Origin of the sequence: Janthinobacterium sp. CG_23.4, assembly GCF_029892305.1 — a bacterium.
Taxonomy (GTDB): domain Bacteria; phylum Pseudomonadota; class Gammaproteobacteria; order Burkholderiales; family Burkholderiaceae_D; genus Janthinobacterium; species Janthinobacterium lividum_D.
In genome coordinates this window covers 1,533,655-1,546,416 of sequence record NZ_JARXUX010000001.1, presented here as the reverse complement: position 1 = coordinate 1,546,416, position 12,762 = coordinate 1,533,655, and the positions used below count along the sequence as shown (strand labels likewise).

The window sequence follows — 12,762 nt, the reverse complement described above, 5'->3', positions numbered from 1 at the left end:
CCGCAGGCAGCCACACCATTTGCCTGCTGCGTGACACGGTGAACCTCAAGGAGCGGACAGGGCGGCGGCTGTCATGTGGCGGCGTGGCGGCGCGGCGCGCAGGGACGTGGCCGTGGCCGCCTGGCCGTCGCGCCGCCGTTCCAGCTTGAACAGGGCCATCGCTTGCTCCAATTGCATGGCCTGGTCTTGCAGCGAAGCCGAGGCCGCCGCCGATTGCTCCACCAGCGCCGCGTTCTGCTGCGTCACTTCATCCATCTGCGTGACGGCCATATTGACCTGGCCGATGCCATGGCTCTGTTCGCGCGAGGCTGAAGCAATCTCATCCATGATGCCGTGCACGCCCTGCACGGCGCCCAGCATCTCGGCACTGCTGACGCCTGCCTGTTGCGCCAGTTTCGCGCCCGCCTGCACTTGCGCCAGCGATGCCGTGATCAATTGCTTGATTTCCGTGGCGGCCGACGCGCTGCGCTGGGCCAGGCTGCGCACCTCGCCTGCCACGACGGCAAAGCCGCGCCCCTGGTCGCCTGCGCGCGCCGCTTCGACAGCCGCGTTCAGGGCCAGGATGTTGGTTTGGAAGGCAATACCCTCAATAATTCCGGTAATGTCGCCTATCTTCTTGGAAGAGGCGTTAATTTCATCCATCATCATCACTACCTGGCCAACGATTTCACCGCCGCGCCCCGCCAGGCCATGTACCTTGCCAGCCATGTCGCTGGCCTGCACGGCATTGCTGCTGTTTTGCTGCACCGTAGCGGCCAACTGCTCCATGCTCGACGCCGTCTGCTCCAGGGCCGACGCCTGCGCTTCCGTCCGGCCCGACAAATCCATATTGCCGGCAGCGATTTCCTGGCTGGCCATGCTGATGCGCAGGAAATTACCGCGCACATCACCGACGATAGAGTGCAAATTGACGCGCAACTGGCGCAACGAGCGCAGCAGTTGCCCCATCTCATCGCGCCGGGCGGTATCGAACTCGCCCGTCAGATCGCCGCCCGCCATCACGTCACAGGCCTGGCGCGCCTGTTGCAAGGGCTGCAACACGGCAAGGTGCAAGCCACGCCAGAAATACAGGGTCGCGCACAAGGCCACCGCGGCCAACCCCGTTATCCAGCCTCCCGCTCTGGTCGGCAACAGACCCGCATCCCACACCAACTGCAACAGCAATAGCAGGCTCAGCGAGCCCAGGTTCCAGCCTATGCGCTTGCCCAGTGCCAAGTCACGCAAGCTGAGCACCTTGGCCAGCCAGCCCGTGCGCACGGCTACGCCCTGCCTGAGGATGATGCCATTGGCCTGCCCCGCCTTCATGCGCGCGTACAGGGCGCACGCCTGCGCCACCTGCTGGCGCGTCGGCTTGGTGCGCACGGACATATAGCCGACAGCCACGCCATCCTCGACTACCGGCGTCACGTTCGCCAGCACCCAATAGTAATCGCCATTCTTGCAGCGGTTCTTGACCATGCCGCTCCACGAACGCCCCGCGCGGGCGGTGGCCCAGAAATCGGCAAACGCTTCGACCGGCATATCCGGATGGCGCAGAATGTTCTGCGGCGCGCCCATCAATTCGTCCGCACTGTAACCGCTGATGGCGATGAAGTAAGGGTTCGCATACGTGATATTACCTTGCAAGTCAGTAGTCGAGACGATGGTCTCGGTATCGCTCAGGGTGATCTCGGTATCGGTGACTGGAAGATTGAGTCGCATGGTTACACCCTCAGAATGAGCCCGTGCGGTGACGGGTAAGCGGACAAGGAACGATCACCAGGCAGGAAAACGGATGCGGCACTGGCACCCTTATTCTAATGTTTTATTATAAATAAAATATCCTTTATTCCGACTATGCCGCGGCAGGTTCGCCGGCCCAGTAACGGTCGACGTCCAGCAAGCCCCACTGGGCGGCGCTTTCCGTGGAAACAATACGCTCCTGGCAACCCGGCGCGGCCAGGTCGATGACGCTGGGCACGATGCAAGTGCCGGCGCGGACGGAAAAGAATGCACGCACGGTCGGCGAGGTCAGCGTCTTGCCCTGCGCTTGTCCCACCACCACGGCCAGGCGCTCCGACTGCAGCCGCACCAGAGTACCGAGCGGATAGATGCCCAGACATTTGACGAAAGCGGCAAACAGTTTCGCATCCAGGTGCCCGCCGCGCCAGGCGGCCATGCGGCGCAGCGACTCGGCCGGGCACCAGCCCTGCTTGTATGGCCGGTTCGAGGTGACCGCGTCGTATACGTCACAGATGGCGCCCATGCGCGCATACAAGCTGATTTCGTCGCCACGCAATCCTTTGGGATAACCGCTGCCATCGAGTTTTTCATGGTGGTGCAAGCACACGTCCAGCGCCACCGGATCGATATCATCGACTTCGAGCAGCAAGCGATGGCCGGCCGCCGCATGGGTGCGCACGCAGGAAAACTCCGCGTCGCTGAGGCTGCCAGGCTTGTTCAGGATGGCCGATGGCACAGCCATCTTGCCGATGTCGTGTAACAATCCCGCCAGGCCGGCCGAGCGCACCTGCTCGGGCGCCAACTCCAGCTCCCGGGCCAACGCCGTCATCAGCGCACATACGGCCACCGAGTGCATATAGGTATAGTTATCGGCGGTTTTCAGGCGAGCCAGGCCCAGCAACATGCCGCCGCCCAGCAGCACCGAGGCGGCGATATCATCGACCAACTCGTAGGCATGCCCGACGGATAGGGCCTTACCCATGCGCGCTTCGTCAAACATCGTTTGCACGGCTTGGCGCGTGCGCTCGATCAACCGCCGGGCATGCGCCATTTGCTCGTCGCGCGACAGGCTGGGCGCGACTTTCGCAACGGCGACGTCGACGCCATGCGCTTTGGCTTCGGTGCAAACTGCTGCGGCTGCGGCTGCGGCTGCGGCTGCGGGCGGTGCGGCAACGACAACAGGTTCAGGCGGCGCCAGGCCGCGTGCGGTATCGATCCACACTTCGTTCAGCCGGGCCGCCAGGATACGCTCCAGGTCAGCCGGCGATTCGAGCAAAAAAGAACGCTTCCAGAACGGCGTCTCAAGCCAGGAGCGGCCGAGGCGCTCGATATACATACCCAATACCAGGTCGGTACTCGCTATTTTTTTCAGCACGGAGGCTCTCCAGACATTCAGGTTGCGACAGCGCATTGCGTGTGACACATCATACGCTGGAATAAATGATTCAACCAAATATACCACTTTACATTGCACATTCGCAATATATTGGGGATAAACGAACAAAAAATAATGAATTTTGATCATTAACACCAATTACATGCCAAAAATAATTAAATTTAACAATTTAATTGACTTTATATTGACACGGGGCAATTTTTTGGGCATGACATGGCTATCGGTGCACATTGGCGCGCGCCATTGAGCGTGGCGAGCCGATGCTCACTCCTGACAACGCCAGCACGCCCAGCAATGCCGTCGGCGCGGCCGGGGGCAGCGTGGCGCGTGGCGCCTAGCGCGGCACGTAACGCCAGCCGGCGCTTTCCAGCATGAAGGTGAGTTCCGTCTTGATGCCATCAGGACGGCTCGGCACGCTCAACTCGGTGTCGCACACCAGGTAACCCGTCTTGCTCTTGACCTCGCACTCGTTGATGGCCTTGACCTGCATGGTGCTCTGCGCCTCCTGCATCTGCACATCCTTGGCCGCTTCCGGATCGCGCGCCACTTCCTCTTTGGCCCAGGCGCGCAACATGGCTTGCGCCTCGGCCGGCGATGGTCCGGCGAACTTGGCGTGCTTGCGCTCGACGCCGACCCAGGTATCGTTATCCTTGCGCAGGGGCAACACTTGAAAGCCATCGCGCATGCCGGCGCGCATGCCCACCAGGCACACCACCTCGCCTGGCACTTCCTGCGATTCGCGACAACCGTGCAAGCTGCTCACCTTGACGCTGATCGGCAGGCTCGATGGCGCCTTCGCATGTGTCTTGGCCACGCCCGCCTGCACGGCCGCCTGGATTTGTTCCTGCGTGGGCATGGAGGCGGCATGGGCCGGCAAGGTGGCGAACAGGGCGGCAAAGGTCAGGGCGAGAGTCGTCAGGCGCATGGCATGGGCATGGGCATGGGCATCAAGAGTGGTCGTTAAAGATCGAAAGTCTAGCACTTTGCATAAAACAGCTGTTTCTGTACAGACATGTTCCCAGCGTCCGGCGCGGGGTGGCTCGCCTCACAGTAAACGGGAGCCTGGCGCAACTGAGGCAACTGCGGCAGCTTGCGCCATTGCGTAGCGTGCCAGCAACTGGCACTGCCAGCCGGCTAAGCGACGCTCAACTCGTCATGCAAGCACCTCTTTATTGCTATGATATCGGGCTGCCGGCGGTACAGCCGGCCACGTCGATACCATATCAACAACGTCGTCATCAGAATCGGGAGTTTGAATGAGTTTACGTCTGCTGCTCTTGGGAGCATTCAGTGCCGCCATGGCCACCACCGCCATTGCTGCAACACCGGCGCTAGCGGCGCCGCGCGGCTTCACCGTCGAAGACATGGTGGCCATGGAACGCGTGGGTAGCCCCGTGCTGTCGCCGGACGCCACGCGCGTCGTCTACACGGTGCGCAGCACCAACCTGGACAAAAACCGTGGCAACACGCAGCTGTGGATGATCGACCTGCGCGCGCCGAACGCGGCGCCACGCCAGCTCACGCGCGGCGAATCGAGCGCCAGCGACCCGCAATGGTCGCCGAACGGCGACGCCATCTACTTCCTCTCGGGCCGTTCCGGCTCCTCACAAGTGTGGCAACTGCCCCTGAACGGCGGCGAAGCGGCCAAGGTCACCGACCTGGCGCTGGACGTCGACACCTACCGCTTATCGCCGCAGGGCGACCGCCTGGCGTTGAGCATGGGCGTCTTCCTCGATTGCGCCGATATCGCCTGCACCAAGAAGCGCTTGAATGAAAAAGCCAGGAACAAGGCGAGCGGCATGGTCTACGACCAGATGTTCGTACGCCACTGGGATAGCTGGGCTGACGGCCGCCGCAACGCGCTGTTCTCGGCGCCCATCGACGCCAGCGGCAAGGTCAGCGCCGAGCCTGTCAGCCTGAGCGGCACCCTCGATGGCGACGCCCCCTCGAAACCGTTCGGCGACAACGGCCAATACCACTTCAGCCCGGACGGCAAGACGGTGGCATTCTCGGTGCGCGTGGCCGGCAGCAAGGAAGCGTGGTCGACCAACTTCGACGTCTACACGATTCCAGCAACGGGCGGCCAGGCGCCGCGCAACCTCACCGCCGACAATCCGGCCTGGGATGCCAAGGCCACCTATTCGCCCGATGGCCGTACGCTGGCCTATGTCGCCATGACCAAGCCGGGCTTCGAAGCGGACCGTTTTCATTTGGTGCTGATGGATGTTGCCACGGGCAAGAAGCGCACCCTGGCCGATGACTGGGACCGCTCCGTGGCCGATTTCCGCTGGACGCCGGACGGCAAGGCTTTCCTGGTCGCCGCCGATGACGTGGGCCAGCATCGCCTGTTCCACATTGACGCGGCCAGCGGCAAGGTCAATGCGCTGACCGGCAAGGGCGCCGTGGGCGACTTCGACGTGCGCGGCAATACCATCGTGCTGGCGCAAGCCAACCTGGCCTCGGGCGCGCAGCTGTACACGCGCAAACTCGACGCCAAGTCGGAGACGGCGCCGATGCTCCAGCTGACGCAGCAAAATGCAGCCGCGCTGGCCAACGTGCGCTTCGGCGAGTACGAGCAATTCTCGTTCGCGGGCGCGAATGGCGAAACCGTCTACGGCCACGTGATGAAGCCATGGAATGCCAAGGCCGGTGAAAAGTATCCGATCGCCTTTTTGGTCCACGGCGGCCCGCAAGGCAGCTTTGGCAACGGCTGGAGCTACCGCTGGAATCCGCAAGTGTATGCGGGCGCCGGCTACGCCACCGTCTTCATCGACTTCCACGGCTCCACCGGCTATGGCCAGAAGTTCACGGACTCCATCAGCGGCGACTGGGGCGGCAAGCCGCTGCTCGACTTGCAGAAGGGCCTGGAAGCGGCCACCAAGAAGTTCCCGTGGCTGGACCGCGAACGCAGCTGCGCGCTGGGCGCCTCGTACGGCGGCTACATGATGAACTGGATCGCCGGTAACTGGCCGGACGGCTTCAAGTGCCTGGTCAACCATGACGGCGTGTTCGACAACCGCGGCATGGCTTACGCGACCGAAGAACTGTGGTTCACCGAGTGGGAAAACGGTGGCACTTACTACGACGCGCCAGCCAAGCACGAACAGTTCAACCCCGTCAACTTCGTGAAGAACTGGAAGACGCCGATGCTGGTGGTGCAGGGTGACCTGGACTTCCGCATCCCTACCGCGCAAGCCTTGGGCACTTTCACGGCGCTGCAGCGCCAGGGCATTGCGAGCAAGCTGCTGGTCTTCCCGGACGAGAACCACTGGGTGCTGAAACCGGCAAACTCGCTGTTGTGGCATCACACGGTGCTGGACTGGCTCAATACGCATACTAAAAAGTAAGCCTGGCGCAAAATAACAAAGCCGCACAGTTCGCACTGTGCGGCTTTTTTTCATCGGTCAAACTGCATCAATACGCCATCAATACGCAGCGAGCGCCTTGGCGAACTTCACGATCCACAAACGGCTAGGACGCTCGCGGTCGTCGCCGCGCGCCACGCGGATACTGTTGGCAGCGTTGCAGCCGACCGCGCTGCTGGTGACGATGGCGCCGTTCGCATCAACCGTGCACTTGGTCACGTCGGCGTCTGCTACTTCCATGCCATTGGCGTCAAAGATCTTGGTTTTCAGGCCGAAGTCGTTGTCATTCGCCAGCGCGATGGTGGAGTCATCGATCAGGGTCAGGCCTTCGGCCTTTTCCGCCGCCCAGCCGATGGCGTTCAAGTCCAGTAGCAGGGTTTTCTTGAGCGGCGTGACAGCAGCCCAATCGGCGCCGTTGACGGCTGCGCCACCCATGCTGCTTTTTTCCAGGTCGGACGTCGTCGCGTTGAAGGCGGCGGCCGCGATATCGGTAGCGCCCTTCAATTCGACCAGCATCAGCTTGTTGAAGACCTTGCCCGAAGGTGCGGCACCTTGCTCGATGACGAGGAACTTGCCGCCGCCCAGCGCCACCATGTCGCCCAGCTTGGCGTTGCCCGTGCGGCCATCCTGGTAGTCGGCGCCATTGAGCGGATACGCATACATCTTGCCGCTGCTGCCCGTCGTCGGATCGAATTCGATCCAGCGCGTGAAGCGGGCGAAGCGTTCGACCTGTTCATTCTTCTTCGTCACCGTGTACGGCGCACTGCCGTCCGACAAGGGGCTTTGCAGGAAGGCATACAGCTTGTCGTTGCTGGTGTCGAGTGTCATGCCTTCCATGCCGCGATTCGCGCGGCGCTTGGCGAACAGCGCCGGCAAGCCCTTGCCCGGCTCGTACTTGGCCTGGATGACGCCCGTGGCGGCATCGATCTTGATGATGAAGGGGCCGTATTCATCGGACACCCACAGCACATTGCGCTTCGCATCGACAACGATGGCTTCCGAATCGAGACCGCCCGCATTGAAGACCGCCTTGCCGGTCGCGTCGAACTTCATCGCATCCATGACGGGAATTTCGGCCGAATTGCCGACCTCGCCGATGGGCACGGGCAAGCCCGAACTGTTGACGCTGGCCGATACCTTGATCGGCGTGCTCGCTGTCAGCATGGCGCCATTTTTGCCCACCGTGATCACGCCGAACGAAGGGGTAAAACTGGGCGACGGGAAGATCTTGCTACCGCTGCTGCCCTTGCCCGATGGGTCGGGTACCTGCGGGCCATCGCCGTTCGGTCCGCGATCCGTCAAACCATAGAATTCCAGCTCGCCAGCGGCGTTCTTGCCCTTGTAAGCCAGTCCCGAGCCATACGACGGCAGGAAGCCTTTCGGGAATTCGCCCTTGATCTTGACGTTCGCGCCTTCGTACGGCACATAGTATTTGTCGGCCGCCTGGATCTGGTAGCGCGTCACGGTGACTTTTACTTCACCCACCGGGTTGGCCTGCGTCAGCGCTTCATTCACGGGCGCGCCCGCCTTGGAAGCGAGCGTATCTTCAAAATGCTCGCGCACGAGGGTACGGCGCTCGGCATCGACCGTGCGGCTGGCGAATTTGCCACCCACGCTGCTCAAGTGTGCGGCCAGGGCCGCGTTAAAAACGGCCGGGGCGCCAGCAAAGTCGAGCGTCTTGCCGGCCAGCGCCGTCTTCACTTCGGCCGTCAGCTTGATGCCATTCGACGGATCGCTGTCCTCATCGAGCAGTTGCAACGCCAGCAGGCGGTTGACGACCTTGTCGTCGGCGACATTCGTGCTGGCCGCCAGCGCCAGCGGCGTGACGATAGCGCCACATGGCGCCGAACCCAGGGCCAGGGCGCCGATACTGAACGCTAGCGTATCGCCGGGGTTGCAAATGAATTCGCCCTTGGCATTGGTGCTGGCCTTGACCGCACTGCCGGCCACGTAATCGAGGCCTTCCACCGCGCCGTCGAGGAACACGCCCGTCTGCGCCACGGGCTTGGCCGGTTCCGTCGGCGTATTATCGCTGCCGCCGCAAGCGGACAGGCACAGGCTGGCGGCAATGGCCAACAGGGTCAGTTTCGGGGTCGACGTTACAGCATTGTTCATGCATTCCTCGGCTAGGGTGAAATTCAATCCTGCAGAGTAACTGGCCAAAGTGACAAGCCCATGACAGCCTTCACGCCAGTGGCGTATCCGCGACAAGCCGATGCCGCCAGAACGGTCATCGGCCTGGCACCGGAACGCCTTGGGCGTGACGCCTTTCACCTGCCGGTAGCGGCGCTTGAAGTTAGCCCCGTCATTCAATCCCACTGCGTAACAGACGTTGCTGACATAAGCGTCCGTCTGCTCCGGAGCAGTATGTGCAAGCGTATCGATATGCAGTAAAAACAACACTCTGAAGGAAAGTATTGTCACTTATTCGTTTTGTGTCAGGCCGCCTAAAAAAGCGCTGCTAGACTTGGTTTGCGGCATTAGACCGTCTGCGCTCGCCGTCCCCCGGGGAGGCCAGCGCTACCAACCACATTATTTTGGAGAACGCATGAATCGCCCTGCATTGCAAACTTTAGCTGCCTTACTTCTGGCCATCACCAGCGCTTCCGTCATCGCCGACCCCATGTATCCATCCGACGCCGAAGGCTTCCACGGCTACCTGCGCGCCGGCGCCGGCAGCAATACCTCGGGCGACGGCGGTTCGCAAGGCTGCTTCGGCCTGGGTGGCAACACCATGAAATACCGTCTGGGCAATGAGTGCGATGCCTACGCGGAATTCGGCTATACCAAGTCCGTCGCCAAGTCCGGCGGCGTGAACTACCTGGCCACCATCTGGGTCAACGCCTATGCACCGAATTCCGATTTCGGCGACAACAAGCTCGGTATCGTCAAGGCTTATGTCGAAGCACAAGGACTCGATTTCCTGAACGGCGGCACGGCCTGGGTCGGCAAACGCTTCTACTACCGTCCCGACATCCACATGCTCGATATGCAATATATCAACATGAACGGCACGGGCGCCGGCCTGGACCGCATCCCTGCGGGCCCCGGTAAATTCTCGTATGCCTTCTTTAAGGATAACGATATCAACAAGCGTGATCCGAAAACGGGCGCCATCGTTGGCACCCGTTCGGCTGTGCGCCAGAACTTCATCTACGGCGAAATTGCCGTCAACGAAAACGGCACGCTGGACCTGGCCGCCACCGTCATCACGGCCGAAGGCAAGGACAACGACCTCTACGGCAAGAAGCATAATGGATGGCAACTGTCGGCCTTCCACCGTCAAGGTAAAGTCTTTGGCGGCGGCAACACCTTCGGCGTGCAATACGGCGTCGGTCCTGGTGTCGGCGGTGCGGGCAACGGCCAGTTCGGCGCCTCGGGCGACACGTCTTTCGGCTCCGACGTCAAGCGCACGCGCATCTTCAATGATATGGCGATCCAGCCGATGGCCAACTTCGGCATGGAATTGGTCGCCCTGTGGCAAAAAGACGAGTCGAACGCCACCGGTTCCTCGACCTGGACTTCGGTCGGCGTGCGGCCCGTGTATGCGTTCACCGACAACTTCAAGCTGGTGGGCGAACTGGGTACCGACCGTGTCACGCAAGCGGGCGGCCTGCCGGCCAAGCGTTTGACCAAGCTGACCATCGCCCCGACGATTTCGGCCGGTCCTGGCCTGTGGTCGCGTCCTGAACTGCGCGCTTTCGTCACGTACGGCAAATGGAACGATGCCGCTACCGCTTCGGTCAACGCGTCGAACAATGGCGGCCCGATCTACAACAACAATACCAGCGGCACCTCGTACGGCTTCCAAGTGGAAACCTGGTTCTAAGCCTGCTTGACGGCAGCAACGAAAAGGGGCGGAACCGCAGTTCCGCCCTTTCTTGTATGCACTAGCGGCGCGCCCTTACGGCAAGGCCACCGGCAATTCCGGATACTCCTGGGTTAATGCATACTTGCTGCCGCCCACGGTGAGCGTGTAGTTGGCCGGCCCCGAGATCGGCAAGCGGTAGTTCAGGGTCAGCGCCACGGAACCGCCCGGCGCCAGCGATTGCCAGGCGGGAAGCGTAAAGCGGGCCCGATTGTAGTTCTTCGTGAAGCCGCCGATATTGTTCGGCCCCGTATAACCGGCATTGATCACCGTCAACCCGAAGCCCGACTGGTCGCTCATGTCCGATGGTGCCGAGACCGGATAGTCAAATTCCACCACGGTGCCGCCCGGCAAGGTCGATGCCGTATTATTCTTTAGCGTCATCACCGGGTTGATGGGGAAGTTGCTGTCGCCCAGCTTCCAGCCACCGAGGCTGATGCTGACATTGGCCGTCGTGCCCGGCATGGCGATTTCAGCGCGCTTGTTGCCATACACGCCAGCCGCGCGGAAGGCCTGGTACAGCACGTCCGTCAGGGTGGTGCCCATGAAGTACTCGCCCTTGCCGCCGTTGCGCGTGGCATCCCAGGCATAGTCGCCCGCCATTTCCCAGATCATCACGCCGCCGATATTGTTGTTGACGATGTACTGGGCCTTGGCCGCGATCGATTGCGTGGTTTCCGTGGAAATAAACACTTTCTTGGTCGCATTCCACAGCCACGGCGCCACCATGGTGCTGCTGTAGTACGGCACATAGCTGCCTACCAGCGCCTTATCAGTGACTTTATAGGCATCAAGGTAGCTGGGCACTATGCCGTTCTGCAAGTTCAGCGCATGCCAGATGGGGTTGCCGCCACCGGGCGTGGGTTTGCCTTGCGAGTCAAGGTCGTACCAGACGTTGTCGATGCCGGTAGCGCCCATGCCGCAGGTTTTCACGCCCGCACAGGTGACGGTGGAGTTGGTCAGCGCCGTCGTACCCCACAGACCGTTGGTGCCGCCCGTCACATCCTTCCAGCCCCGCGTATAGAAGGGCACGCCGATATTGATGCGTCCCGCTTGCATGGCGCCACGATAATAGCGGTACGCCCAGTCCGTGTTCAGGTAGCCGATATTCTGGTATTGGTAGGCGTTGCCGGCCCGCAACTCGCCATCATTGCCATCGTCAAACAGCGCCGCATTCGGTCCCACATACTGGTTCCACGCGCCGTGCAAGTCGTAGGTCATCAAGCTGGCGTAATCGAGATATTTCAGTCCCGACATGTTTTCCTCGCCGCGCAAGACCCAGCCCGAGGCAGAACCGGCAATAGTCAGCAAATAGTATTTATTGTCCTGCACGGCCGCTTCGTCTAGCTTCTGGCGCAACACTTTGAGCAGCACGTTGTAGCTCGTCATCAAGCCCGCCAGGCGCGGCTTCGAGGCGGCGAAGTCATTCGGATTGCCCGCTTCATTATTCGTCGTCGGGTGTTCGTAATCGACATCAACGCCATCGAAGAAGTTGTACTGGCGCACGAAAGCCACCATGGAATCGGCCAAGGTGTTGATGCCGGCCGTGTTAATGCTGCCGTCCGCATTCGTCGTGGCAGTATAAAAGCCGCCGCTACCGGCCCAGCCGCCCACAGAAATCATCAGTTTCACGCCTGGATACTTCTTCTTGTATTGCGCCAGCAAGTTGAAATGGCCTTTGTACGGCAAGGACGGGTCCATGGCTGCGGCTGGCACATTGGGCCACGTGAGGGCCGTATCGGGATTGGCCGCGCCGCTGCCGATGGCGATTTTCGAGGTGGCCGGATCGACGGAAGCAAACGCATAATTGAGGTGGGTGATCTTATCCCACGGCAAGTTATTCACCAGATACGTCGGGCTGCCATCGACGCCCGTGCGCCAGCTGGCAAAATAGCCGACGATGCGCCGCTTCAAGCCATTGCCGAGCACTTCGCGGCCGTTCGCGTCATATACCTTGCAGTACGGCACATTTGGCACGGCCGAAATCAAGCCGTCGGGACGGCAAGCCGTAGGCGTCGGCGTCGGCGTCGGTGTCGGTGTTGGTGTTGGTGTCGGTGTTGGTGTCGGTGTCGGTGTTGGCGTTGGTGTTGGCGTTGGTGTTGGCGTTGGTGTCGGCGTTGGTGTCGGCGTTGGGGTATCCGTTACGGCCCACGCGCCCCACTGATTGGTAGCGCTGGGAACATTGCCCTGCGTCCACCACTTGGCCTTGTAGGTGACGCCCTGGTAGAGCACGCACTGGCCGCCCGTGTAGACGGTGGCGGCATCCCAGACGGCGCAAGTTTCCATGGCGGCCAGCAAGGTGTTTGGCGTGGCCGTCGTGCCTTCCTGGCCACCGCCGCAAGCGACAAGCACGCCGCTGAGCAAGGCCATCAATAATGCATTCGATTTCATAGGGTATGGGTCTCCGTTAT

The 12,762-nt window shown here is 61.4% G+C and carries 7 protein-coding genes; 2 read left to right on the top strand and 5 right to left on the bottom strand.

Annotation, left to right across the window (positions count from 1 at the left end):
• Window positions 1–45: 45 nt before the first annotated feature.
• The 3 genes from H4V96_RS06940 to H4V96_RS06930 all read right to left on the bottom strand — a co-directional run bounded on the left by H4V96_RS06940 (window position 46) and on the right by H4V96_RS06930 (window position 4,043).
• The gene (locus H4V96_RS06940; protein ID WP_280720819.1) at window positions 46–1,701 is read right to left on the bottom strand and encodes a methyl-accepting chemotaxis protein; all 1,656 of its coding nucleotides are present in this window, start codon (window positions 1,699–1,701) and stop codon (window positions 46–48) included.
• A gap of 133 nt (window positions 1,702–1,834) precedes the next feature.
• Complete coding sequence (locus H4V96_RS06935; protein WP_196856605.1) at window positions 1,835–3,097, bottom strand: HD-GYP domain-containing protein; 1,263 nt, start codon at window positions 3,095–3,097, stop codon at window positions 1,835–1,837.
• Window positions 3,098–3,452: 355 nt separating this feature from the next.
• Entirely contained in the window at window positions 3,453–4,043 is a 591-nt protein-coding gene (locus H4V96_RS06930) for a hypothetical protein (protein ID WP_196856604.1), read from the bottom strand.
• Window positions 4,044–4,374: 331 nt separating this feature from the next.
• Between H4V96_RS06930 and H4V96_RS06925 the strand changes: the two genes are divergently transcribed.
• Window positions 4,375–6,465 carry a S9 family peptidase gene (locus H4V96_RS06925; protein ID WP_280720818.1) on the top strand — a complete coding sequence of 697 codons (2,091 nt, stop codon included), beginning with the start codon at window positions 4,375–4,377 and terminating at the stop codon, window positions 6,463–6,465.
• A 78-nt stretch (window positions 6,466–6,543) separates the two neighbouring features.
• Here the strand turns inward: H4V96_RS06925 and H4V96_RS06920 are convergent, their stop codons facing one another.
• The gene (locus H4V96_RS06920) at window positions 6,544–8,598 is read right to left on the bottom strand and encodes an esterase-like activity of phytase family protein (protein ID WP_196856603.1); all 2,055 of its coding nucleotides are present in this window, start codon (window positions 8,596–8,598) and stop codon (window positions 6,544–6,546) included.
• A 433-nt stretch (window positions 8,599–9,031) separates the two neighbouring features.
• On the opposite strand from H4V96_RS06920, the gene H4V96_RS06915 reads away from it, so the two are divergent.
• A complete protein-coding gene (locus tag H4V96_RS06915) occupies window positions 9,032–10,312 on the top strand; it encodes a carbohydrate porin (protein ID WP_280720817.1) in 1,281 nt (426 codons plus the stop codon).
• Window positions 10,313–10,387: 75 nt separating this feature from the next.
• Here H4V96_RS06915 and H4V96_RS06910 read toward each other — a convergent pair whose 3' ends face one another.
• On the bottom strand, window positions 10,388–12,742 hold the full coding sequence (locus tag H4V96_RS06910; protein ID WP_280720816.1) for a glycosyl hydrolase family 18 protein: 2,355 nt from the start codon (window positions 12,740–12,742) through the stop codon (window positions 10,388–10,390).
• Window positions 12,743–12,762 lie beyond the last annotated feature (20 nt).